Here is a 23,671-nt window from a genome sequence, read left to right as displayed (position 1 = left end):
TGGCAACTATGTTAAATAATAGGAAGAAGCAAGTAAATTTGATTATCAAGGACCAGGTAATCCGTTATATGGTTAACAGCCAGTCAACCATTGAAGGGATGGCTGATTACGGAGAAGTGTTTCTCGAGGATGGCGTGATAGCTGATGGAAAGATAATCGATAAGGAAGTATTTTTAGAAAAACTGCATCAATTAGTAAATGAAAAGAAATGGAAAAACTGGCCGTTGTCTTTTTGTGTACCGGACTCTTCTGTAACGATCCGCGAACATTTGGTGCCAAAGCAATTAAAGAAGGAAGAGATAAAGAGTTATATTAATATGGAGTTGCAGGACAGTATAAGGCTGCCATTTAATGATCCTGTCATCGACTTTGTTATCACAGGAGAAGAAGGCAGCCAGTCGAAGATATTATTGTTTGCCTATCCAAGAGAGCGAATATCCGATTTTCTGCAACTGTTCGGCAAAGCTGGCTTAAAGCCATTGGTAGCTGATTTATCTTCTTTATGTTTGTACAGGCTTTATTTTCAGCTTGGCCTTGCTAGCGATAAAGAACATTTATTATTGATACAGTGGGGAAAAGATTCGATTGTATTAACGGCATTTTATCAAAAGAAGCCGGTCTTTACCAGGCAGGTTAAATCGCTGCTTCCTTCCGCAAATTGGGCTTACAGCCCGGAGGAAAATGATTTGGCCTGGCAAGGCAATCAGGAAGAAATCGGTCAATCATTGGAAGAGCAAATGGTGATGGCCGAGCGATTTATGGACTTTTATCAATATTCCGTAATGGATGGAGAACAACAAATAACGAAAGTACTGTTAACTGGTGACTTTCCTTACCTTAACCGTGTGGAAGAATTTATGAAAGAGAATTATCATATTCCCGTTCAGCTAATTAACGAACTGGAAGACAAGATTCCAGTCCCGGGTAAATATGCTGATGTATTAGGTTTGTCGATCAAAAAGTAAAGATTCGGCCAAAGGTGGAGACTTCTGATGACGGTAGAAATAAATTTAATAGCGGAACGAAGAAAGAAACAGCCGTTTACAGTAATTATAACCATATGTATTTTATTAGTTGGGTGTACGACAGCTCTATTATATATACAGCGTTCAAATGCCGAAAACGAGGTGGCACAAATGGAATCGCAATGGCAGTCCAATCGGGAAGAGTTAGCTCATGTGAAAAACAATGAGAACTTTCAGCAAAGCCGAGAGATACTTGCTCAACGGATTGGGGATGTAGAAGCAGCTGTTTTTCCAACGGTAGCCCTACTGGACAAGCTGATCGAGCTGCTGCCGGAACAAGGATACTTTGAAAATTATCAATTTGATCACCTCGAAGGATTAATATTAACAATCCGTGTGCCAAGTATTGGACACACGGCGGCCTATACCCATGAGTTAGAAAAGCAGCCATTTATCGAAGAGGTTTCTGTAACCGACATTGTATCCATGAAAAAGGGTGGTGAGGATGCAAAAACCTCCTATCACTCTACTTATGACATACGAATAGATAAACAGAATTGGCAAGAGGAGGCGGCAGAAGTTGAAAATTAACAGCATAAACCGTCTTTGGCTATGGTTGATAATCTTCGGGGCGGGTTTATCAGTTGCTGTCTACTTTGCCGGCTATCATTTGTTTGTTGCCCCGCTGAACAGCAAGGCAGAAGAGCTCGAAAAGCAACTGGCTGCTCAGCAATCCGAGCTTGAAGAAGGAAATGCCGAGCCAGAGACAGACCGGCTGGAAAGCTCTGCATCATATCAACAGCAGTTGCCAGTAACGAAAGAATTGGACCGTCTGTTAGTCATGATAGAAAAAACAGCTCTCGAAACTGGTAGTGTTATAAATGAAATTGCCTTAACTACTGAAGAGAACAGTGCCTCCAGCCAGGCAAATGAGGAGAGTTCTTTACCAGAACATGTAAATAGTTTCCGGTATCAACTCGAGGTTTCCGCGTCAAGTTACGAAAACATGTATACTTTTTTGGCAAAAATAGAGAAAGCAGACCGCCTTGTTAATATTGATTCTTTGGCGTTTAATACGAAGACAGATAATGGAATTGAATTTTCCTTTATTGTTTCTGCTTTTTATACTTCTGGTTTGGACATATTGATGGGAGAAACATCGATAGAGGAATATGAAAAACCTGCAGAAAAAACAAACCCTTTTTCGGATTAGCAGGAATGATAGAAGATTAGCAAACTATTTGGTGAAAAGAGGAGATTTGCCTTAGACAAATCTCCTCTTACTTTTTGTCCGGTCTATGATAGAGTTGGTGCAAATTCTATTAGAAACGGGGAAACGGTATGGAGAAGCATAAATCTATTACGATTCGCATGAAAGACAAGAAGGATTCTGCCACTAGTAGGAAAGCTGAACATCCGCCCGTCCACACAACTACTTATAAGCAACAAGCAGCTGCATTGGAAAAAGAGGTGGAACATAAAGGTTTTTCCGTTCTCGAACAAGAGGATGGCTGGAAAGCTGAAGAATGGTCTCCTGGTGGAAGTAAACGGAGGAAGGCTGTCCCGCGAATATATAAAGTGTTTGTGTTTGCGGCCATTGCGGCATTAATGATTGGGTTAGCATTGGGATTTATTATGCTGCGGATGTTCGCCGGAATGGATGAAAATGGAAATGACTCGACAGCTAACGGTAATAACCAACCGGTGGATGCGCCAACAGCAGATGGAGCGGATGAACAGCCGAAGCAAGCGGACTTTTCGGTTGAAGGCATGAATGCTTATGTCGTTCAGGGAGGAGTGTTTTCTTCCCAAGCTAAAGCGGAGGAATGGCAGAAGAATTTTTCTGATTCAGGATTGCCTTCCGTTGTTTGGGAACATGAAGGACAATTTTATTTGTTTGCAGGTTTGGGGGATACAGAAGCGGGAGCGAAAAAAACGGCAGAACTAATCGCAGGGAAGCAGTTGGATACGTATGTAAAAGCTTGGCAGACGGAGGGACAAACAAAAGATTTGTCAGACGAAGAGGCAAATTGGCTCCAGGGTTTCCAGGCGTTATGGGATAGCAGTGTGTCATCGCAAGGCGATTTGGCAAAGGATCAATGGAAAGAATGGTTGGACGCATATCCAGATGGATCGCAAGAAATGCTGACCGAACTTCATGGACAAGCAGGGGAACTATTGGATAACATAGGTGACATGAAGCCCATTGATGTACAAGTACAATTGCTCAAGATGTGGAAAACAGTATCGGGCAGTAAATAGTGTAAATTAGATCAATTTTTCATATTGTCTGTATGCAGGGGTCGTTTTTCCGATGAATTGTATAACAAATCTGTAATATATACGAGGTCGCGTTATGTAAATTAGAATATTGCCAATTTGTATGAAGGATATAATCTTGGATAAAATGTGGTTACCCAAATACCAAGGAAAGGATAATCGGTTATGGCACAGCTTATTCTAGCTTCAGGTTCCCCGCGCAGAAAAGCATTATTAAAACAAGCGGGACTCGCTTTTACGGTTAATGTTCCACAGGTAGATGAGAAATCAATAAAGGAGAAAGACCCTGAACGGCTGGTGAAAAAACTCGCAATTTTGAAAGGGGAATCACTCCCGCTTAAACAGGGTCAGGTATTACTAAGCGCCGATACTGTGGTCAGCCATCAGAGAGAAATTCTAACCAAACCTGAAGATGAGAAAGAAGCTTTTGCTATGCTTTCCAGGTTGAATGGAGATACCCATGAAGTTTTTACAGGAGTTTCCATTCGCTCTTATGAGGAGGAAATCGTTTTTGCTGTATGTACGAGGGTACGTTTTTGGTATATGTCAACTGCTGAACTAGTCGCATACATTCAAACAGGCGAACCTTTCGATAAGGCGGGGGGATATGGAATTCAGGGACGCGGAGCTTTACTTGTCAAGGAAATTTCCGGTGATTACTTCAACGTGGTTGGTCTTCCACTATCAACTGTAGTTCGAAAGCTTAAGCCATTTGGGATATTTCCTTACCACCTTGGTAGTTGAGGCTTATGAATAAGGGGTTGATATATCAATGGTTCATGCCAATGTAACCATAAAAAATGTACCAAAACAAGATCGGCCGAGAGAACGGTTGATTGAATACGGGCCGGCACATTTATCGAACCAGGACTTGCTGGCCATTCTGCTTGGTACAGGAACAAAAGATGAGTCAGTAACCACTCTTTCCCAGCGGGTTTTCATGCATTTTGAAGGCTTAAGTCTTTTGAAAGATGCTACGATTGAAGAACTGACTGCCATTAAAGGGATTGGAACAGCAAAAGGGGTCTTGTTATTGGCAGCTATTGAATTCGGCAACAGGATGCACCGTTTCAAACCTGATGAAAGGCATGTCATCCGCAGCCCAGAGGACGGGGCTGACTACGTGATGGAAGAAATGAGAAACTTGAATCAGGAGCATTTCGTTTGTTTATTCCTCAATACAAAAAATCAAATTCTTCATCGCCAAACAATTTTCATCGGCAGCCTTAATTCCTCGATCGTTCATCCTAGAGAAGTATTCCGTGAAGCTGTAAAGCGATCAGCAGCTTCTATTATCTGTGCACATAACCATCCTTCCGGAGACCCTTCTCCTTCCCAGGAAGATATTCACGTTACAAAACGCCTGTTAGAATGTGGAAAAATGATTGGAATAGAACTTTTAGATCACTTAGTTATCGGTGACCGTAAATTTGTCTCATTAAAAGAAAAAGGATATCTGTAACACTATCTATTTTTATTTTTTTTTCGTATAATTATATAGACGGATTATACAGTCAGCGCCATTCCCAAGAATTTTCTTGTGATTGGCGCTTCTTCTCATGCAATATCGCAGTGAAGCCAGCAACTTCGGATCAAGTTCTGTGATAAAGCATGGATATAAAGGACTGGAGAATTATTTAGAAAAACACTATAGGATTAATTGCAAGTTATGTCGGTAATCGATATAGTAAAACATACAAGTGAAAAAAAGCTTATTTCATTATGAAACGTGTCGGAAAGGGAGATTATTTTTGGGAAGATTTAGTTTATCACAAGACTTAGGGATAGATTTAGGAACTGCGAACACTCTTGTTTTTGTAAAAGGCAAAGGAGTGGTAGTCAGAGAACCATCCGTTGTAGCTAAGAATACAGCTACCGGTGAAATAGAGGCTGTTGGAAGTTCAGCAAGGAATATGATCGGCCGTACACCAGGCAATATTTCTGTTATCCGTCCGATGAAAGACGGAGTTATAGCTGATTATGATACAACTGCAGTAATGATGAAATATTATATAAGAAAAGCACAAAAAAACCGTTCTGCTTTTGCCAAGAAGCCGAATGTAATGGTTTGTGTACCCTCTGGTATTACAATGGTGGAAGAGCGCGCAGTAATCGATGCAACTAAACAGGCAGGCGCGAAGGAGGCTTTTCCTATAGCAGAGCCATTTGCAGCCGCCATTGGTGCAGGCTTGCCGGTTTGGGAACCTACAGGAAGTATGATTGTCGATATTGGCGGAGGGACTACTGAAGTGGCGATTATTTCGCTGGGAGGTATAGTTACCAGCCAATCTGTAAGAACTGCCGGCGATGAGATGGATGAAGCAATAATCCAGTATATTAGAAAAAATTATAATTTGATGATTGGGGTACGTTCAGCTGAGTCTATAAAAATGGATATCGGATCAGCTGGTCTACCTGTGGAAAATGAAGAAATGGATATACGAGGCAGAGACCTGCTTACAGGACTTCCGAAGACAATTACGATTACAGCAGAGGAAATTTCTTCTTCCTTAGATGATACAGTGACTTCTATTGTAGAGGCTGTCAAAAATACGCTGGAAAAGACCCCGCCAGAATTAGCGGCAGATATTATGGATCGCGGCATTGTATTATCAGGGGGCGGCGCTTTGTTGAAACGGCTGGATCAAGTCATCAGTGAAGAAACCAAGATGCCTGTATTCGTGGCTGAAGAACCGCTGGACAGTGTAGCTATCGGAACAGGGAAATCTTTAGAGTATATCCATCACTTTAGGTCCCAGCCTAATGTGTCTAATCGATCCTTCATGAAGTAAGTAGGTGTTAATTAATGTCTTTTTTTAGAAGAACGCGTTTATTCATTATTTTGATTGGATTTATCGTCCTTGTTGCTTTTATCGGGTTTTCCTTGAGAGATCGTGATGATTTGACGACCGCTGAAGAATTTTTAAAGGATTCAGTAGGGTGGCTGCAGGGGATCGTGCACCGGCCCGCACAATTTACGAGCAATATCTTTTCAAATATAGATGATATAAAAAATACGTATGAAGAAAATCAACTATTAAAACAACGTCTTGCCGAAAATAAATCCTTGCTTTATGAAATACAGGAATTAAAACAGGATAACGAGGAATTAAGAAGTATCCTTGAGAAGGCGGAATCGATATCCGACTATGAACCGATTCAAGCTTCTGTCCGCAGTCAAAGCCCGGAACCTTTCTTTAAAGAAGTCACCATCAATAAGGGAAAACAGGATGGGGTAAGAGCAAACATGGCTGTGATAACTGGGGAAGGAATGATCGGAAAAATCCAGTCAGCGGCGGAATTTTCTTCGACTGTTCAGCTATTAAGAGGGTTTGACGGATCCAACCGGATTTCTGTCACTGTCTCCCAGGAAGACAAAGAGGATGAAGCTGGTTTTATTATCGGCTATGATGAAGAAAAAGAAGCATTGATGTTGAAGTTGAATTCCTATGATTCTGAAATAGAGGATGGCGCCCTTGTTGTTTCCTCGGGAATGGGCGGGGTATTCCCAAGAGGCTTGGAAATAGGTACAATAGAAGAAGTTACACCAGATAAATATGGACTTACCCAGATGGCTTATGTAACTCCTGCTGCAGATGTGGACAGCATGGACCATGTGATTGTGGTTAATCTCTTAGCAGATCAGCAAGAGGAGGGGGAAGAATAATGAAAAGATTTTATCTTCCTCTTTTTCTTTTATTCTTTCTGATTATTGAAGGTGTGGCTCAGGACTTCTTACCGAACAGCCTTGTAACTGGACAGTGGATGGTAGTTGCTCACTGGGTATTAATATATCTTGTTTTAATAAGTGTTTTTTACGACTTGGAATATACATATTTATCGGTTATGTATGGCATTGTATTTGGCTTAATGATTGATGTGGTTTATACGAGTGTATTAGGCGTTTATATGTTTATCTATCCTTTGGTCGTTTATGCAGTCCATGGTATGAAAAAGATGCTCCATACCAATTTCTTTGTGGCCCTGTTATTAACTGTAATAGCAGTTGGATTGGCCGATACTGGAGTATATATTGTTTATTCTTTTATTGGGATAACAGGGATTTCCTGGCAGGAATTTTTGTATATCCGGTTAATACCAACCTTGCTGGCAAATCTAATATTCTTTTTATTGATTTATCCATTGACCAAGCGCAAGCTTGTCGAATGGTCAAAGGAGCGCTTCAGCAATTCCAACAATCTTTAATTTAATAAAGCAAAAAACCATTAAATTCAATGGCTGCTGAATTGATCTGGTTATTTAATAAATAGTTTGAGGTGAATGATCGTGGCAGGCAGCAAGCAACTTATAACGATTAAAGGAACTAGGGATGGTCTTACCCTGTATATTGATGATACATGCTCGTTCAGCGAGTTGCTGACTGAACTGGAAGAAACGTTATCAACCAATCATGTGGCGGATGATGATCCGATGATTACAGTAACGATTCAATTGGGAAACCGCTATTTGCATCAGGATCAGGAAGAAGAACTAAGGCGAGTGATCCGTAATAAAAATAAATTAGTTGTCCAATCCATCGAGTCTGATGTCATTCCGAAAAAACAGGCTCTGCAATGGTTGGAAGATAGTGAAGTAAAAGTGGTAAATAAGGTGGTCCGTTCAGGACAAGTCCTTGAAGTCACCGGTGATATGCTGTTGATTGGCGATGTGAACCCAGGAGGGAAAATTATAGCCAGCGGCAATATTTTTGTCATGGGTAATCTCCGCGGAGTAGCTCATGCCGGTTTTCCAAATAATCGAGAAGCGATTATTGCTGCCGCATATATGAAACCAACACAGCTGAGGATTGCTGATTATATCAGCCGATCCCCTGATTATGATACAGAAGGTGTCTATATGGAATGCGGGATAATAGATAAAGAGAAAGAAAAGATTATCATTGACCGCCTCCAAGTTCTTTCACGAAAACGACCGGATATAAACGGGTTTGAAAGGAGAATGATTCATGGGTGAAGCAATCGTTATTACTTCAGGTAAGGGTGGAGTTGGCAAGACAACCACCACAGCCAATTTAGGAACAGCACTTGCATTAATGGAGAAAAAAGTTTGTCTTATCGATACAGACATCGGTCTGCGGAATTTGGATGTGGTCATGGGACTGGAAAACCGTATTATCTATGATATAGTCGATGTCATTCAAAAAAGGTGCAAATTAAAGCAAGCTCTGATTAAAGATAAACGGTTTGATTGCTTATACCTGCTGCCAGCTGCCCAAACTAGTGATAAGTCTGATCTGACTCCAGAGGGAATGGAGGAAATTGTCACCGAATTAAAACAGGAGTATGATTACATATTAATAGATTGTCCTGCCGGTATCGAACAAGGCTACAAAAATGCTGTCGCCGGGGCTGATAAAGCAATTGTGGTAACCACTCCTGAGAAATCCAGTGTTCGTGATGCTGATAGAATTATTGGTTTATTGGAAAAAGAAGATATTGAGCCGCCGCATTTAATTGTCAATAGAATCCGAAACCACATGGTCAAAACCGGGGATATGCTTGATGTTGATGAAATTGTTCAAATTTTGTCGATTGAATTGCTCGGTATCGTAGCGGATGATGATGAAGTAATTAAAGCTTCCAATCATGGAGAGCCTGTTGCTTTTCATCCTAATACCAAAGCCTCGCTGGCTTACCGCAATATAACGAGAAGAATCCTCGGAGAAACGGTGCCGCTTTTATCTTTAGAAGAAGATAAAGGCATGTTTTCTAAAATGAAGAAATTCTTTGGTATGCGGTCATAAAAAATCCCGGAATGCAAATGAAACCACTGAAAATTGAAGCTCTATAATAGGTGGAATTTTAAAAAGCTGTCTGTATGGAATTTAATTTCCACACAGACGGCTTTTCGTCTAATTTCAAGAGGTTTGTGCCTTCTACTCATTGATTAGTTTAACAATTCGTTTCACATTTGCCGTAAAAATCGCCATCGCACCTTGAATGCGCATGCCTTATAGAACCCGAAGATGAGGCGACCTCAAATCCGTGTCTATGCAAAATAACTTTTTTCAGATTGGCCTCTGTTGATTCCGCGATAAGCGATCGATGGTGACGCCTGCGGGAACAGCGCGAGCCGAAGACCCACTTTGTCAAGTGATTTTCTTGACCTAGTTAGCTGAGGCCGTGCCCGCGGCAAGCAACCACCAACAAGCGTTTCATGGAATGAACAATAAACGTTGACAGCACCTTTAGATTAAAAAAGACTTTTTCAGCGGCCTCAAACAAATCTCCCTGTTTTTAATAGAAAGCTGGGTGATTTTTATGTTTGTTACTAAATCTTATAATGGGTACATGTTATCGATCCATTTAACAATTATTGTTCCAGGGCCAGCATATCTTTTTTCTTTGTTTCATAGACTTGTACAAATCCCTGCGAAGGAAAGTGAAACGAATGAAAAAAGATGTGCAGCAAGTTAGGAGAAATATTGCTAAAAGAAAAAAAGAAAACCCATTGAGCAGTTCGATACCGAACAGAAGCCATCACACTTCTATCCCACAGGAAGAAGAAAAACATGGTTATATGCCTTTTTCTTCAGATTTTGTTAATCCACAAACATCAAAGGACAGTTTTGCCGGAACTCTGGTAATGAAAGTGATTTTGGCAGCTGTAATATTTTTTGTTGTATCGATGGTTTATCGGATGGATGCTGGTTGGGCAGAGCAGCCGAAACAGTGGACAACCCAGGCATTAAAAGAAGAATTCCCGTTTGCTTCTGTTAATGCCTGGTACCAGGAAAAGTTCGGCAGCCCTTTGGCAGTATCCTCCAACCAGGAAGCTGAGGGAAGCCTTCCAGCTATTTTGCCAGTGAATGGAACTGTCAGTCAGTCATTTCAAACGAACGGTGAGGCAATCCGTATTACTGCTAACGAAAAATCGGAGGTCGTGGCAGTCAATAATGGAATAGTTATTTTCGCAGGCAATAACCGCGAGACCGGAAAAACAATCATTATCCAACATCCTGATAGAAGTAAAAGCATTTATGGCCACTTAAGTGCCATCGATGTATATCAGTATCAATTTGTAGGGGACAATCATGTAATCGGAGAATTTGATCCTTCCCAGGAAAATAAACAGGATATTTACTTCGCTATTCAAAAAAACAATCAATTTTTAGATCCGGTTCAGGTGATGCAAGTTGACGAACAGCAGTAGCATGTTTCCTCAATTGCATATACATCCGGTATTGTGGTTTTTTGCGGTCACTGCAGTAATAACCGGGATGCTGGTAGAATTCGTTGTCATCTTTTTAATAGTCTTTATTCATGAACTCGGCCATTTTGCTGCAGCCCGCAAATTTGGCTGGAGAATTAGGAGGATCAGCTTGTGGGTGTTCGGCGGAGTTATGGAAACGGAAGAGCACAGCACGAAGCCAATGAGGGAAGAGGCCTGGATCATAGCATCTGGCCCGCTTCAGCATATCTGGATATACCTGCTCTTATTGATGTTTTCCAAGTTTGAAGTCCTTCCCCAAGCAGTCATTCAACTCGGCTATTTATATAATACAACGATTCTACTATTTAATCTGCTGCCGATTTGGCCACTGGATGGCGGGCGCATTTATTTTTTGATGTTATCCCGTTTTCTTCCCTTTAGAAAAGCCCATAGTGTGACAATTATCAGCTCCATCATATTTTCGGCGATTGGAGTTTTTTCTTTTCTTATTTTTTATCCATTTACATTAAGTACCGTAATGCTCGCGGGTTTTATAATCTGGGAGAATCGTCTAGAATGGAAACAGCGCTATTATATTTTTATTCGTTTTTTAGTGAAAAGGTATATGGCTAAGCAGAATAAATTAAAAGTCAGACCGTTGGTTGTTGCGCCGGACACACGCTTGATCGATGTATTTTCCAAATTCAAGCGGGCGGAAACCCATCACATTTTTGTGAAACAAGCCGGCAGAACGGAAGGCTGGATGGATGAAAAAGTATGCTTGTACGCATATTTTAAAATAAACCAGTACCAGGCTAGTGCTGGAGAAATAATGCATAGCGATGAGTGAGGATGAACTAAATTGGCAACTGTTTATATTCATGCCGCAACTTCTGAAAAGATCGGAATAGTGGAGGAAAATGGCGAATTAAAAGAGCTTGTGATAGACCGTCCAGGCTTGAGCGGCCAGGTCGGCAATATATATATAGCTAGAGTTGATAAGTTAGAGAAAGGGTTACAAGCTGCTTTCATCGATTATGATGGGGGAAAGCGAGGTTTTTTGCAAAAAAAAGAATTACCAGCGGCAAGAATGGACGCGAATTTAAAGCTTGAAAATATTATCACGGAAGGTCAGAGCATCTTTGTGCAAGTTCAGAAGGCAGCATATGGAAATAAAGGTGCCAAGCTGACAGCTAATGTAACCCTCCCAGGGACGAATATCATTTATCTCCCTTTTGGAAATTACGTAGCTGTCTCGAAAAAAATAAATGAACCTTTAAGAGGAGAACTGCGGGACAGAACTACAGCAATGCTTTCAGGGGAAGAGGGAGCTATCATCCGGACTAGCGGGCATCAGGTGCCTTTTACAGATTTGGAAAATGAGCTGGACCATTTACGTAAACAGTGGAGGATGCTGAGTACTCAAGCCCACTCAAGTAATGTTCCTGCCAGACTATATGAAGACACTGCTGTTCCGGAGCGGCTTCTCCGAAAGTTTTCTCCTGGGACAATTGACTCAGTTATCACAGACAGTTTGGATATGGCCAAAAAAATCAGGGCGGCTTTTGTTGACCTTGCAGCCATCACCCAATGGAATAGGCAATTAGAAACAACCTTGCCAATGTCTATCAATCAGCTTTTAGAACGGGCAGTCAGACGCAAGGTTTCTATGGAAAAAGGAATCGAGTTATATATAGATCAGACAGAGGCATTAACCGTGATAGATGTCAATTCGGCAGCTTTCACAGGCAAAAGCGATAAAGGCCAAACGGCAGTTAGAGTGAATAGGATTGCCGCGAAAGAAATTGTCAGGGAGCTGCGTTTCCGCAACATTTCCGGTATCATTATTATTGATTTCATTAATATGAAATCAACGAAGGATAAAGCAGATCTTATTAAGGAAATGACAGAACAGCTTGCTGCTGATCCAGTCCGGACAGAAATTTATGGTTTTACGAAGCTGGGGCTTCTGGAAATGTCCAGAAAACGGGAGCTATACCCGCTTTCTTATTTATTGCAGGATAGTTCTCAATCAAACCAAAGCTGTTTTTCCCCTTCTACGATTGCGTTTATGATGGAAAGAGAGCTCATCCAACAGGCTGGAGCAAATGCAGAAGTGCTCATAGTTGAAGTGACTGCTGAGGTTCATCGGCAGTTCTTGCAATTGGTTTCTCTGGAAAATCTTGCGGATAATCTGGGGGGGGAATTGTATCTAGTTAAAACTGATCAAATCGGCAGTTTCTTCAAAGTTGTTTATGCAGGAAGCAAGGAATATGCAGGGCAGTATTTGACAGCAAAGCCAACAGAAAGTATTGACAAACTTTTTTAATCTATGGTAACATCAGTATGTTATTCATCGTAGCACCCGCATGCTACAACCGCACAGAACAGGTTTCTAAGTCAACGTCTGTTGACACCTGAATGGCGAGTCTTAGTCTAACGAGGAGGTGCAGAACTATGTACGCAATTATTGAAACTGGTGGTAAACAAGTCAAAGTAGAAGAGGGCCAAGCAATCTACGTAGAAAAAGTGGATGGTGAAGTAGGCGGATCTGTTACATTTGACAAAGTGCTTGTCGTTGGCGGTGACGATGTAAAAGTCGGAGCTCCTTACGTTGATGGTGCTTCTGTCACAGCTAAAGTTGAAAAGCAAGGGCGCGGCAGAAAAGTAACTGTCTTCAAATACAAGCCAAAGAAAAACTACCGTCGTAAACAAGGTCATCGTCAACCTTACACTAAACTAACTATTGATAAAATCAATGCTTAAAGGCTGGTTTAGATGATTAAGGTGACAGTGAACCGTACACAAGGCAATATTGACGCGTTCGAGTTACGAGGCCATGCTGACAGTGTGTCAGAAGGCTATGACTTGGTCTGCGCTGGAGTTTCAGCAGTTTCCTTTGGATCTGTAAATGCTGTAATCTCTCTTTGTGAAATGGAACCAATCATTGAACAAGCAGGTGAAGAAGGCGGTTATTTACGGATGGAACTGCCTGAAGATTTAACAGATGAAAAAAAAGCTAAAGCACATTTACTGCTCGAGGGTATGATGGTATCCTTGGAGACCATAGCAAGAGACTATGGAAAATATATTACCATCTCTGAAAAATAAGGAGGTGCAAACCAAATGCTACGTCTTAATCTGCAATTTTTCTCACAGAAAAAAGGGCAAGGTAGTACAAAAAACGGCCGTGACTCAGAGGCAAAGCGCCTTGGCGCTAAGCGTGCTGACGGACAATTTGTAACTGGTGGATCAATTCTTTACCGTCAACGCGGAACAAAAATCTACCCAGGTGAAAATGTCGGCCGTGGTGGAGACGACACTCTTTTCGCAAAAGCTGACGGTGTTGTTAAGTTTGAAAGATACGGACGCGACCGCAAAAAAGTGAGCGTGTATCCTGTAGCTCAAGAAGCTTAATTTGCTAATGAAAGACTCTAGCCTTTAAGGTTAGAGTCTTTTTTTTGCACAACAGTTTTAACTATTATATTCACTTGACTGGCCAGGATACGGTTTTAGCACCGTGCATTCCTAATCACTTGATATGTCTCTGTTTTAGTCAGCGTTCTTTTTTGCTATAATTTTGATAACAAATAGGGGGCGGTTACATATATGAGATCAGAAGAAGTCGTTAATCTTTTAAGTCACTATCGCCACGACTGGATGAATGAATTACAGTTATTAACTGGATACGCTTCAATGGGAAAATTGGACAAAGTACAGGACAAAATTCAGCAAATCAGTATGGCTATGGAAAAAGAACGGCGGATTTCTAATGCAGGCCTGCCAAGAACAGCACTTTGGGCAATTAGTTTTAATTGGAACTACAGTAATTTCCGCTTGGATTATCAAATTTATCTGGAAAAGAACCAGCATACTGTATATGATGAACAAATAGTGTCCAGATTACAAACGATTACTGATCTGCTTGAAGCACATAGTAATTCAATGGAATTATATGAAGGCGAACTGACACTCAGGTGTGGAAAAGAGGACGCAAACAGCATCGAGGTACAATTGCTATTCACAGGGGCATTTGAAAACCCTGTAGAAATGGAAGAAAAATTGTCGGACATGAGTGACCTATATAAAATATCTATCCTATCAACAGATGAAGAAAAAAATCAATGTACAGTCAAATGGACGTGCAGCTGAAGAGGTGATCAACTGTGTTTGTCGATCAAGTTAAAGTATATGTAAAAGCAGGGGATGGCGGTAACGGCCTTGTAGCCTTCCGCAGAGAAAAATATGTGCCGATGGGGGGACCTGCTGGCGGAGATGGCGGTAATGGCGGAGATATCGTTTTTGAGGTTGATGAGGGATTAAACACCCTGATGGACTTTCGTTATCAAAAACATTTTAAAGCAAAACGCGGAGAAAACGGCATGAGTAAAGGCCAGCACGGGAAGAATTCTGATCCGACAGTGTTAGCTGTCCCGCCTGGTACGACTGTAAGAGATGATGACACAGGGGAAGTTATCGCTGATCTAGTTGAACACAAGCAACGCGCTGTTATTGCCCAGGGGGGCCGCGGCGGTCGCGGAAATATCCGGTTTGCCACACCGAGAAACCCGGCGCCCGAGCTTGCTGAAAATGGCGAGCCAGGTCGGGAAAGGTATATTCAAATTGAACTGAAGCTTATTGCTGATGTCGGTCTCGTTGGATTTCCGAGTGTTGGAAAATCTACGTTGCTCTCAGTGGTAAGTGCAGCGAAACCTAAAATTGCAGATTATCATTTTACCACTCTTTCTCCGAATTTAGGAGTTGTCGAAACAACGGATCAGCGAAGTTTTGTAATGGCTGACCTTCCCGGCTTAATTGAAGGAGCCCATGAGGGGATTGGGCTCGGCCACCAATTTCTAAGGCATGTGGAACGGACAAGAGTCATCGTCCATGTTATCGATATGGCCGCTACAGAGGGCAGGGATCCTTATCAGGACTATTTAGCTATAAATAAAGAGCTGAAGGAATATGACCTGACACTGGAGAATCGTCCGCAAATTATAGCTGCCAATAAGATGGATATGCCAGAAGCAGAAGAAAACTTAAATGCTTTCAAAGCAAAGATGACAGAAGAAGTTTCTGTCTATCCTATTTCGACTATTACAAGGGAAGGGATAAGAGAGCTTATGTTTGCAGTTGCTGACATGCTTGATACCATCCCTAAAGAAACAACACCAATTGAAGAAAAAGAAGAGCGTGTTATTTATCGTTATGAACCAGAGCAAGAAGGATTTCAAGTTACGAGGGATCCTGACGGCGCATTCGTTTTGTCCGGTGAACGGATCGAGAAACTGTTCAAGATGACAGACTTCAACAGAGATGAATCTGTCCGTCGATTTTCCCGGCAAATGCGCGGCATGGGAGTCGATGAAGCGCTGCGCAAAAAAGGGGCAGAGGATGGGGACACAGTCCGTCTGCTTGAGTATGAGTTCGAGTTCATTGAATAGAAGGAAGGGCAAACTTCCGATGGCTGCTTGAAAAGGGAAATAAAAAGGGGAATGATTAATGGCTGAAAAAGAAGAAAAGTTTTATTTAGTGAGAAGCGATATTCTGCCGGAATCCATGAAAAAGACGATTGAAGCAAAGGCATTAATCGAAAGAGGTAAGGTTGAATCCGTTTTTGATGCAGTAAAGCAAGTGGATTTATCGCGTAGTGCTTTTTATAAATATCGTGATGCTGTTTTTCCTTTTCAGGCAATGGTGAAGGAGAGAATGATCACTCTCTTCTTTCATCTGGAAGACAGGGCCGGAACGCTTTCCGATTTGTTGGCCACGGTTGCTAAAGCCGGAGGAAATATATTGACCATTCACCAAACGATTCCGCTTCAGGGAAAGGCGAACGTTACCATTTCTTTAAACACCTCCGGGATGACGACTAATATCGAAACATTAATTCAGCAATTAAAACGGATGGATTTCGTTGATAAGGTTGAAATATTAAGTTCAGGGGCGTAGAACAGGGGGAGAAGTATTGACGAAAAAAATAGGCTACTTGGGACCAAAAGGGACGTTCACAAAGATTGCGGTGGATTCCCTTTTCAATGGAGAAGAAAAGGCTAGTTATGGAACAATACCAGAATGCATCGACGCGGTCGAAAGCAATGAAATCGACATCGGTGTGGTACCGCTGGAAAATGCGATCGAGGGGACTGTCCATTTAACGATTGATTATATGATTCATCAAGTCCGCCTGCCGATTATTGCTGAAGTAGTTGTACCAATAAAGCAGCATTTAATGGTAAGGGAAGGGTTCGATCAATCTTTTTTGGATATAAAGCATGTCTATTCCCATAGTCATGCAATTGCCCAGTGCCATCAATTTCTTCATCACAATCTACAGCATGCCAATGTCCATTATACTACTTCGACAGGCAAAGCGGCCGAAATGGTATCAGAATCTGACTCAACTGCAGCCGCCATTGGCAACGAACTTGCTGCTAAAGAATACGGTTTAAAGGTGCTGAAGAAGAATATCCATGACTATCCAAATAATCATACGCGCTTTGCTGTACTCTCCAAGCAAGCAGATCCGCTTATGGGTGAGCACCATTTGGCAGGAGCTCAAAAGACGACACTGATGATCACCTTGCCGAGTGACTATGCTGGAGCTTTGCATCAAGTGCTATCCGCCTTTGCCTGGCGGAAAATGAATCTTTCAAAAATTGAATCACGACCGATGAAGACAGGACTTGGCAACTATTTTTTTATCATTGATGTTAATCAACCTTATGACCAAGTATTATTTCCTGGCGTTATAGCAGAACTGGAAGCTCTGGGATGTAAAGTAACAATATTGGGTACATATCCGGTCTTTACGATGGATATACAAGCATAAGCAGGCTGTTGGCTGGAGAAACAAATCCGGCTGGACAGCCTGTTTTTCTTGCTTTAATAACTGCTGCTAATAATGGTTTAATCAACAACTTTTTTTAATCTTATTTTCAAACATCTGCATAATTTCATCAACCTTTCTAGGGCATTCGCATATGTTGTTATGGAATTGTTCTGTTATTAGGCTAGTTTGTATCAGCTATTAACTATATAGAAGGGAGTTTCAGAATGAAAATTCATGTAGTGCAAAAAGGAGAAACATTGTGGGAAATCGCCAACAAGTATGGTGTGGATTTTGAAGAGTTAATACAGCTTAATTCTCATCTATCCAACCCAGATATGATCATGCCCGGAATGAAGATAAAAGTTCCAGGAAGCTCGGTTCAAGTGAAAAAAGAGGGCAGTCTCGATAAGGAAATGAAAAAATACCCTGCTAAACCAGAAGAGAAAAAGCAACAAGAAAACAAAGGGACAAAACAATCTCCGCCAAAGCCGAAAGATAAAAAGGAAGGGGAAGCCAAAAAGCATCCTGCTAAACATCCATGGAAAGATACGTCCCCCAAAGCTTTTCCAGTTATTAAAGAGGATGATGGTAAAAAAGGGAAAAAAGAAGGTATCCCAATGAAGCCGATGGACTTTCCCAAGGTGCCAATGATGGAGCAGCATATGGAAAAGTTTCCGGCTAATATGAACATTCCTTCACTTCCAAAGTATGATGCGCCGAAAAAACCAATGGATAGTAAACCAAAAGGTAAAGATGAGCAAAAGAAATGGAAACAGGATGAGTTCGAAATGCCAGCTCCTTCTGCGCCGAGTCACCAGCCTATGATGCCAATCAACTATTATCCGGCAATGCCATACTGCATTCCGGTCAATCCTATGCCAATGCCTATGCCAATGCCGTTACAAAATTACCCGATGACAGAGCCATCCTCGCATCCATGCGGCCCCTTATATGGAGTAGAAAACCATTCTCATGGTTACCAGCAGTATGATTATCCTGCTGTAGAAGGAATCCAGCAAGGGATGGAAGGGCTTATGGAGTCTTCTTCAATGGAAATGCCACAGCTTCCGCAAAACTTGGCAGGTATGTACAGTGATGACTGTGGTTGTGGTGGATCATCTCCCGTACCTTATGCAGACTACGGGCAGCAATATCAACAGCCATTGCAGGGAGGAAATCCAGGTCAATATATGATGAATCAAGGATTTGGCTATCCTGCCCAGAATATGCAGGGAGGATACCCAGGAATGCAGCCAATGGGCGGCCAGTCAATGTACCCATCTTACTACCAATCACCTTCATATCAGCAGCCGTTTGGCCAACAGCAGCCAGGGATGTATCCAGACTATGCGAACTATCCTGGCGGCCAGCAGCCATTTACTGGTATGTCTGATTTTAATCCTCCTTATCCAGCTTATTCCCGGGAGGAAGATGAGGAAGAAGAAAGTGAATAAAACTGATTTAGGAGACGATGCCTTTAAGGATCGTCTCTCTTCCTTTCTTCAAGCTAAGGCGGGGTTATCGCTAATTTCCCTCACCCATATTAAACATGCAGTTTTTATCGCACAAAGTCCTTCAGCGGATAAGTATATTATTAAAGGGATTAAATCCAAGAAATTAGTCATTCAACAAGCAGAATTTTTTGAGGAATTTACTGAAAATTCGTTAATAAGGTTTGTCCCTTTTCCAAATAGGGAACTTTTTTTATATGGTTTCGGCATGTACTGGGTAATTTTTCCGTATCAGCCCGGAAACCCTTTAGCATTCGCAAACAATACGGATCGTCAGCTGGCTGTTACGGCGCTTAGAGAGTTTCATGACAATGCCAGGGGAATCATGCTGTCAAATCTTGTCCTAAGACCGCCGCTCCACGTGAAGTGGGAAAGTCGACTAAAGACTTTCAGCCAAACATTAGGGGATTTCCAGCAAATCGGATATGGTAAATTAGGAAAAGATATCGTAGAAGTAACCTTAGGAATGATGGCTCACTTTAGTAGCGGAGACTGGATAACTCTTGAAGAAGAGGCTGTCAGCAAGTCCTCCTGGACACATGGCGACGTTGCGTCTCATAATTTTTTAAGACATAATAGAAGAAATAAAACTTTTATCATCGATTTAGACATGTTGGCATTAGCTCCTGAAGTATATGACTGGATTCAGCTAGGCCAGCGATTTTTGCCGTATCTAGAAAATAATGCAGAGCGGCTGCTGGCTAGTATGCCTGATTTGTTAGACAGTCAAATTGCTCTGTTTTTGAGAGCCACAGCCATACCTGCTGATTTAATAAGGGAATGGCTGTTGATATATAACCAGCGTATTGCTGACAGCCAACTTGTCAAAGAGCATTTAACGGGATTAGAATACCAGTGGGAACAGAGGCTTAAATTTGTGAAAGACATCGAGGGTATGCTAATATAATCTATTATTATAATGGGAGGAGAAAATACTTATGCAGGAAAAAGTAGAAAAAATTGTCGCCTGGTTACAAGAAAAAATTGCAGAATCCGGAGTAAAAGGACTATTGGTAGGAGTCAGCGGTGGAATCGACTCAGCAGTCGTCGCCCATCTTATCAAACGAGCTGCTCCCGAGCAATCATTAGGTGTTATTCTTCCTTGTAAAAGCAACCCGCAGGATATGGAGGATGCTAAAAAAGTGATTGATAGCTGCGGTATTGATTCCGTTACCGTTGATTTGACAGAAACACATGATGTATTGTTTTCAAACATTCAAACCCAGCTGAAAGAGCAGAAGTCTGTCAATACGGACAATCAACAGCTGGCAGATGCTAACTTGCGTGCACGATTAAGAATGAGTACGCTTTATGCCTTGGCTGCGAACTATCAGTATATGGTAGTAGGAACAGATAACGCGGCAGAGTTCTATACCGGGTATTTTACCAAGTATGGCGATGGCGGTGTTGATTTAGTTCCATTAGTAGACCTTGGGAAAGGAGAAGTCCGGGAAATGGCTAAATATCTCGGTGTACCTGATGATATTGTTCATAAAAAACCTAGCGCCGGGCTTTGGGAAGGGCAAACCGACGAAAATGAAATGGGTACAACTTATGACATGATCGATAAATATCTTAAAGGCGAAGAAATCCCGCAAAAAGATAAAGAAATTATCGATCGTTTGCATAAAAATTCTGCGCACAAGCGTGAAATTGCTCCAGGGCCGTCTTTGTAAAAAATTAAAACAACATCCAAATAATAACTGATTAAAATTGCCTTCCTAATCCATTCTAAGGATTAAGGGAGGTTTTTTAGTGAAAAAGAAGTTGATGTTGTTGTTTAGCACTATTATGTTTGTTATGGCGACTGCTTGCTCAAGAGTACAGGAAGAAGGGCAAGTAATTGATGAAGGCATGGAGGATTCCACCATGCCGATAGAATACAGTACACATGAGGAAGCTGAACGCCGCCTCGAGGATCATTCAAAAGATGGCAGGCAAGAACGAGGCCAGAATTTGAACGGGCACCAGGAAAACCTGCCCCCTGGTCAAGCGTACAATAAAGGGTTTTATAATGAAGAAGCTATCGGAATTTCCGAAGAACTTAATCAATGGGATGAAATACGCCTGAGTCAAGTGTATGCTTCAGGCGACAGGGTAATCGTTTCTTTATGGCTTAACCAGGAATTTGATGACCATGCTGCGACTATTTCTGATCGGGTGTATGCACGGGTGCAGGAACTTACGCAGGATAAAGAAGTGTTGGTGTACACAGGAGATATTTATTGGAACCAGATGCGGGACAGAGATGCAAAGGAAGGATCGACAAACTGAACAATAGTCAGCAAACCAACCTTTGCTGCAGTTTACTGCTGCTGCAAAGGTTTATTTTAATGGCAATCAGTAAGACCGGTTAAGAGTAATCTACTTTTAGCTTCCCTGTTTTTATGTTATATTAATAAAGGAATTTTTTCACACTTTCTTAGGTCATTGCTTTATAAAAGTAATGATTAAATCAGGCAGAAAAAGCTGCTGCTCAAACAGCAATTAGAGAGGAGAATGTCCTATGGCTGGTCATTCTAAATGGAAGAATATTCAACGCCGCAAAAATGCTCAGGATGCAAAACGCGGAAAAATATTTATGAAAATGGCTAAAGAAATATTTGTGGCTGCAAAGCAGGGTGGGGGAGACCCGGAAATGAATCCGGCACTGCGGCTGGCAGTAGATAAAGCTAAAGCTAACAATATGCCTAACGATAATATCGATCGTGCAATAAAAAAAGCAACAGGTGACCTGGAAGGAGTCAATTATGAAGAATTGACGTACGAAGGCTATGGTCCTGGCGGAGTGGCTGTAATGGTTAAAGTTCTAACAGATAATAAAAACCGGACAGCATCTGAGATACGCTATGCTTTCAACAAAAATGGCGGAAATCTAGGGGAGAACGGCTGTGTAGGTTTTATGTTTGACCGCAAAGGTTATCTTGTCGTCGATCGGGAAACAACTGAAGCGGATGAAGATGATATGCTGCTGGCAGTAATTGAAGCAGGAGCAGAGGAAATGGAAACGAGTGAGGATGCTTATGAAATTTATACAGATCCCGACAGTTTTTCTGAGGTAAAAAGTGTTTTGGAAGATAACGGATTCCGTTTTTCAACTGCAGAATTGACGATGATTCCCCAAACGCTTTCCCCATTGGAAGAAGAGGAAGCTAAAAGGATGATCAGGCTGGTGGATATGCTGGAAGACAATGAAGACGTCCAGGACATCTACCATAACCTTGACGCGGATGAAGAAGTATTAGCGCAATTATAATTGCTATTTTAAAGAAACGGCGGACGTCTATGTCGGCCGTTTTTATTATACGAACCCCTGATATTGCTGGCTGAAAAATTTGATTCGAAATGCCTGAATACCAAGGATTCCCCCTTATTTTGGATAAAAATTGTTAAAACGGTCAAACTGACAATAGAAGATTATTCTAAACATGGGGTGAATAAAAGTGAAACGATACCAGTTGCTCCTTATTTGCAGCTTGGCGGTTGTGGGCATAATAACATTTGCAGGATATTTATCGGGGGAAGAGCAAGCAAAAACAATAGAAGACAAAGCAAATCCAGCAGCCAAGAATGAAAATCCGGCACAACGAGAGCCGCTGGAGCTGGAAGTTACTCTTCAAAAACATTACATCGACGGCAAAATCGAAGAAAGTACCCATAAAGAAAAGATTTGGGCAATGGAAGACTTTTGGTCTTACTACCATGACTGGCAGGTGGTAGATCAAAAAGAAGGCGAAATCGTCTTTAAGAAGGAAATCTCTGATATATCGCCTTATATGAAGGAAAACGGATACTTTGGCCTGGCGGAAAATCAGCTGACTATTTTTGAAGGGTTGCCAATTCATGAGCAGGTCATTCAGTCTTTCTACCAAATTGATACCGATGAATTGGAAAGCTATCAGGTCAAGCAGCTTCACGATGGGATTAAAATTGATTCTAAACAAGTTTATCAATATGTTTTAGAGGCGTATCGTGACATGGCGCCATCCCGCTCTGTCAGCAGCTAAACATCAAGGACTCCACTTAATGGATGAGTTGGAGTCTTTTTTGCTTGTCAGTGAATTTGAATTCGCAGGCATTTCCTGTTTCAGCTCTAAAAACTGTTATACGAACATACGCTTGTATGGTAAGATAAAAAGTAGGCTAAAGAAAACAGGGGAGAATCAAAAATATGATTGCATACATAAAAGGTACTTTAGAAGCAGTAAATGAGGAAGCTGTATTTGTTGAAGCCAGTGGAGTAGGCTACGAAATAATTTGTGCCAATCCATTTAATTTTCAAGAAGAGATCGGAGAACAACTTCTTATCTATACTTATCACTATATAAGAGAAGATAATCAGACGCTATATGGCTTTAAAAAAACAGAGGATAAGCTCCTTTTTTCCAAGCTGTTAAACGTTTCTGGAATTGGGCCTAAAGGAGCTTTGGCAGTCCTTGCCTCTGTAAGGGTAGAAGAATTTGTTTCAGCAATAGAAAGAGAAGATGACAAGTTTCTGACACAGTTCCCTGGAGTCGGCAAGAAGACAGCTCGCCAAATGATTTTAGACTTGAAGGGCAAGCTTCCGGCTGGCTTTGAGGCTGCCCAGATGGAGGGCGGTAAAGAGAATAATGCCGACTTAGAAACAGTTGCGGATAATAAGGCTTTGGAGGAAGCAACAGCCGCCATGAAGGCACTAGGATACTCTGAGCGTGAAGTGAAAAGTATCCTGCCAGTATTAAAGCAAGCGGATTATACGAATTCCGACGAGTATATCCGCAAAGGCCTAGCCCTATTGATGAAGTAAGAAAAGCGGAAGCGACCGGTAGCGGTGCAGGCGCTGGACTGCATCGGAGGAGATAAAGGAAACTCGAAGAGCGTCAGCGATTCGAAGTTGACTTATCGTACAGAGAAGCAGGAAGCGCCCA

At 41.7% G+C, this 23,671-nt stretch carries 27 protein-coding genes, 1 pseudogene and 1 other annotated feature; all 28 genes and pseudogenes read left to right on the top strand.

Features of this window, described 5'->3' with window-relative positions; genetic code table 11:
• Positions 1 to 8 precede the first annotated feature (8 nt).
• The 28 genes and pseudogenes from pilM (at position 9) to ruvA (ending at position 23,550) form a co-directional block, all read left to right on the top strand.
• The gene (pilM, locus tag BLR93_RS14225) at positions 9 to 965 is read left to right on the top strand and encodes a type IV pilus biogenesis protein PilM (RefSeq protein ID WP_093215937.1); all 957 of its coding nucleotides are present in this window, start codon (positions 9 to 11) and stop codon (positions 963 to 965) included.
• A 27-nt stretch (positions 966 to 992) separates the two neighbouring features.
• Positions 993 to 1,556 carry a hypothetical protein gene (locus BLR93_RS14220; protein WP_093215935.1) on the top strand — a complete coding sequence of 188 codons (564 nt, stop codon included), beginning with the start codon at positions 993 to 995 and terminating at the stop codon, positions 1,554 to 1,556.
• Positions 1,546 to 2,178, top strand: coding sequence for a type 4a pilus biogenesis protein PilO (gene pilO / locus BLR93_RS14215; RefSeq protein WP_093215932.1), 633 nt, complete (start codon positions 1,546 to 1,548; stop codon positions 2,176 to 2,178). Before BLR93_RS14220 ends, pilO begins: the two co-directional genes overlap by 11 nt.
• 128 nt (positions 2,179 to 2,306) lie before the next feature.
• Positions 2,307 to 3,227, top strand: a complete 921-nt coding sequence (locus BLR93_RS14210) for a hypothetical protein (RefSeq protein ID WP_093215930.1) — start codon at positions 2,307 to 2,309, stop codon at positions 3,225 to 3,227.
• A gap of 183 nt (positions 3,228 to 3,410) precedes the next feature.
• A complete protein-coding gene (locus BLR93_RS14205) occupies positions 3,411 to 3,989 on the top strand; it encodes a Maf family protein (protein ID WP_093215927.1) in 579 nt (192 codons plus the stop codon).
• Between the two features lie 28 nt (positions 3,990 to 4,017).
• The gene (gene radC, locus BLR93_RS14200) at positions 4,018 to 4,707 is read left to right on the top strand and encodes a RadC family protein (protein WP_093215925.1); all 690 of its coding nucleotides are present in this window, start codon (positions 4,018 to 4,020) and stop codon (positions 4,705 to 4,707) included.
• 289 nt (positions 4,708 to 4,996) lie between these two features.
• Positions 4,997 to 6,037 carry a rod shape-determining protein gene (locus BLR93_RS14195; protein WP_093215922.1) on the top strand — a complete coding sequence of 347 codons (1,041 nt, stop codon included), beginning with the start codon at positions 4,997 to 4,999 and terminating at the stop codon, positions 6,035 to 6,037.
• A gap of 14 nt (positions 6,038 to 6,051) precedes the next feature.
• Positions 6,052 to 6,912: a rod shape-determining protein MreC gene (gene mreC / locus BLR93_RS14190; protein WP_093215920.1), complete on the top strand. Its 861-nt coding sequence runs from the start codon at positions 6,052 to 6,054 to the stop codon at positions 6,910 to 6,912.
• Positions 6,912 to 7,451, top strand: a complete 540-nt coding sequence (gene mreD, locus BLR93_RS14185) for a rod shape-determining protein MreD (RefSeq protein ID WP_093215917.1) — start codon at positions 6,912 to 6,914, stop codon at positions 7,449 to 7,451. Before mreC ends, mreD begins: the two co-directional genes overlap by 1 nt.
• A gap of 81 nt (positions 7,452 to 7,532) precedes the next feature.
• On the top strand, positions 7,533 to 8,219 hold the full coding sequence (gene minC / locus BLR93_RS14180) for a septum site-determining protein MinC (protein WP_093215915.1): 687 nt from the start codon (positions 7,533 to 7,535) through the stop codon (positions 8,217 to 8,219).
• Complete coding sequence (gene minD / locus BLR93_RS14175; RefSeq protein WP_093215912.1) at positions 8,212 to 9,009, top strand: septum site-determining protein MinD; 798 nt, start codon at positions 8,212 to 8,214, stop codon at positions 9,007 to 9,009. The genes minC and minD overlap by 8 nt, the downstream gene beginning before the upstream one ends.
• Positions 9,010 to 9,656: 647 nt before the next feature.
• Positions 9,657 to 10,418: a M23 family metallopeptidase gene (locus tag BLR93_RS14170; protein ID WP_093215910.1), complete on the top strand. Its 762-nt coding sequence runs from the start codon at positions 9,657 to 9,659 to the stop codon at positions 10,416 to 10,418.
• Complete coding sequence (locus BLR93_RS14165) at positions 10,402 to 11,268, top strand: M50 family metallopeptidase (RefSeq protein ID WP_139184431.1); 867 nt, start codon at positions 10,402 to 10,404, stop codon at positions 11,266 to 11,268. Before BLR93_RS14170 ends, BLR93_RS14165 begins: the two co-directional genes overlap by 17 nt.
• Positions 11,269 to 11,280: 12 nt before the next feature.
• Positions 11,281 to 12,747 (top strand): ribonuclease E/G, encoded by a 1,467-nt coding sequence (locus tag BLR93_RS14160; protein ID WP_093215903.1) that lies wholly within the window; start codon positions 11,281 to 11,283, stop codon positions 12,745 to 12,747.
• A gap of 37 nt (positions 12,748 to 12,784) precedes the next feature.
• Positions 12,785 to 12,860: a sequence feature (ribosomal protein L21 leader region), on the top strand.
• Positions 12,861 to 12,875: 15 nt separating this feature from the next.
• On the top strand, positions 12,876 to 13,184 hold the full coding sequence (gene rplU, locus BLR93_RS14155; protein WP_093215900.1) for a 50S ribosomal protein L21: 309 nt from the start codon (positions 12,876 to 12,878) through the stop codon (positions 13,182 to 13,184).
• Between the two features lie 12 nt (positions 13,185 to 13,196).
• Positions 13,197 to 13,529 carry a ribosomal-processing cysteine protease Prp gene (locus tag BLR93_RS14150; protein ID WP_093215898.1) on the top strand — a complete coding sequence of 111 codons (333 nt, stop codon included), beginning with the start codon at positions 13,197 to 13,199 and terminating at the stop codon, positions 13,527 to 13,529.
• Positions 13,530 to 13,544: 15 nt separating this feature from the next.
• Positions 13,545 to 13,835, top strand: a complete 291-nt coding sequence (rpmA, locus tag BLR93_RS14145; protein WP_093215895.1) for a 50S ribosomal protein L27 — start codon at positions 13,545 to 13,547, stop codon at positions 13,833 to 13,835.
• Between the two features lie 192 nt (positions 13,836 to 14,027).
• A complete protein-coding gene (locus BLR93_RS14140; RefSeq protein ID WP_093215893.1) occupies positions 14,028 to 14,570 on the top strand; it encodes a Spo0B domain-containing protein in 543 nt (180 codons plus the stop codon).
• 14 nt (positions 14,571 to 14,584) lie between these two features.
• The gene (gene obgE, locus BLR93_RS14135) at positions 14,585 to 15,865 is read left to right on the top strand and encodes a GTPase ObgE (RefSeq protein WP_093215890.1); all 1,281 of its coding nucleotides are present in this window, start codon (positions 14,585 to 14,587) and stop codon (positions 15,863 to 15,865) included.
• A 58-nt stretch (positions 15,866 to 15,923) separates the two neighbouring features.
• Positions 15,924 to 16,373, top strand: coding sequence for an ACT domain-containing protein (locus BLR93_RS14130; RefSeq protein WP_093215888.1), 450 nt, complete (start codon positions 15,924 to 15,926; stop codon positions 16,371 to 16,373).
• Between the two features lie 16 nt (positions 16,374 to 16,389).
• Positions 16,390 to 17,253, top strand: a complete 864-nt coding sequence (pheA, locus tag BLR93_RS14125; RefSeq protein WP_093215885.1) for a prephenate dehydratase — start codon at positions 16,390 to 16,392, stop codon at positions 17,251 to 17,253.
• Between the two features lie 224 nt (positions 17,254 to 17,477).
• Positions 17,478 to 17,625 (top strand): annotated as a pseudogene (gene safA, locus BLR93_RS18525) (SafA/ExsA family spore coat assembly protein); the annotation flags it as partial.
• Between the two features lie 1,074 nt (positions 17,626 to 18,699).
• Entirely contained in the window at positions 18,700 to 19,671 is a 972-nt protein-coding gene (locus BLR93_RS14115; protein WP_093215880.1) for a phosphotransferase, read from the top strand.
• A 31-nt stretch (positions 19,672 to 19,702) separates the two neighbouring features.
• Entirely contained in the window at positions 19,703 to 20,440 is a 738-nt protein-coding gene (nadE, locus tag BLR93_RS14110; protein ID WP_093215878.1) for an NAD(+) synthase, read from the top strand.
• Between the two features lie 79 nt (positions 20,441 to 20,519).
• Positions 20,520 to 21,038: a YhcN/YlaJ family sporulation lipoprotein gene (locus BLR93_RS14105; RefSeq protein ID WP_093215875.1), complete on the top strand. Its 519-nt coding sequence runs from the start codon at positions 20,520 to 20,522 to the stop codon at positions 21,036 to 21,038.
• Between the two features lie 232 nt (positions 21,039 to 21,270).
• Entirely contained in the window at positions 21,271 to 22,020 is a 750-nt protein-coding gene (locus tag BLR93_RS14100) for a YebC/PmpR family DNA-binding transcriptional regulator (RefSeq protein WP_093215872.1), read from the top strand.
• A gap of 187 nt (positions 22,021 to 22,207) precedes the next feature.
• A complete protein-coding gene (locus BLR93_RS14095; RefSeq protein WP_093215870.1) occupies positions 22,208 to 22,771 on the top strand; it encodes a BofC C-terminal domain-containing protein in 564 nt (187 codons plus the stop codon).
• Positions 22,772 to 22,935: 164 nt separating this feature from the next.
• Positions 22,936 to 23,550, top strand: coding sequence for a Holliday junction branch migration protein RuvA (ruvA, locus tag BLR93_RS14090; RefSeq protein ID WP_093215867.1), 615 nt, complete (start codon positions 22,936 to 22,938; stop codon positions 23,548 to 23,550).
• The last annotated feature ends 121 nt before the right edge of the window (positions 23,551 to 23,671 follow it).

Source organism: Sediminibacillus albus (assembly GCF_900101125.1).
Classification (GTDB): Bacteria; Bacillota; Bacilli; order Bacillales; family Amphibacillaceae; genus Sediminibacillus; species Sediminibacillus albus.
This window is presented reverse-complemented; position numbering and strand designations above follow the sequence as displayed.

Excerpts from the sequence above, each read along its gene's own strand:
- pilM (WP_093215937.1), top strand. The coding sequence starts at position 9 with ATGTTAAATAATAGGAAGAAGCAAGTAAATTTGATTATCAAGGACCAG.
- BLR93_RS14220 (WP_093215935.1), top strand. The coding sequence starts at position 993 with ATGACGGTAGAAATAAATTTAATAGCGGAACGAAGAAAGAAACAGCCG.
- BLR93_RS14210 (WP_093215930.1), top strand. The coding sequence starts at position 2,307 with ATGGAGAAGCATAAATCTATTACGATTCGCATGAAAGACAAGAAGGAT.
- BLR93_RS14205 (WP_093215927.1), top strand. The coding sequence starts at position 3,411 with ATGGCACAGCTTATTCTAGCTTCAGGTTCCCCGCGCAGAAAAGCATTA.
- radC (WP_093215925.1), top strand. The coding sequence starts at position 4,018 with ATGGTTCATGCCAATGTAACCATAAAAAATGTACCAAAACAAGATCGG.
- mreC (WP_093215920.1), top strand. The coding sequence starts at position 6,052 with ATGTCTTTTTTTAGAAGAACGCGTTTATTCATTATTTTGATTGGATTT.
- mreD (WP_093215917.1), top strand. The coding sequence starts at position 6,912 with ATGAAAAGATTTTATCTTCCTCTTTTTCTTTTATTCTTTCTGATTATT.
- minD (WP_093215912.1), top strand. The coding sequence starts at position 8,212 with ATGGGTGAAGCAATCGTTATTACTTCAGGTAAGGGTGGAGTTGGCAAG.
- BLR93_RS14170 (WP_093215910.1), top strand. The coding sequence starts at position 9,657 with ATGAAAAAAGATGTGCAGCAAGTTAGGAGAAATATTGCTAAAAGAAAA.
- rplU (WP_093215900.1), top strand. The coding sequence starts at position 12,876 with ATGTACGCAATTATTGAAACTGGTGGTAAACAAGTCAAAGTAGAAGAG.
- BLR93_RS14150 (WP_093215898.1), top strand. The coding sequence starts at position 13,197 with ATGATTAAGGTGACAGTGAACCGTACACAAGGCAATATTGACGCGTTC.
- rpmA (WP_093215895.1), top strand. The coding sequence starts at position 13,545 with ATGCTACGTCTTAATCTGCAATTTTTCTCACAGAAAAAAGGGCAAGGT.
- BLR93_RS14140 (WP_093215893.1), top strand. The coding sequence starts at position 14,028 with ATGAGATCAGAAGAAGTCGTTAATCTTTTAAGTCACTATCGCCACGAC.
- BLR93_RS14130 (WP_093215888.1), top strand. The coding sequence starts at position 15,924 with ATGGCTGAAAAAGAAGAAAAGTTTTATTTAGTGAGAAGCGATATTCTG.
- nadE (WP_093215878.1), top strand. The coding sequence starts at position 19,703 with ATGCAGGAAAAAGTAGAAAAAATTGTCGCCTGGTTACAAGAAAAAATT.
- BLR93_RS14100 (WP_093215872.1), top strand. The coding sequence starts at position 21,271 with ATGGCTGGTCATTCTAAATGGAAGAATATTCAACGCCGCAAAAATGCT.
- ruvA (WP_093215867.1), top strand. The coding sequence starts at position 22,936 with ATGATTGCATACATAAAAGGTACTTTAGAAGCAGTAAATGAGGAAGCT.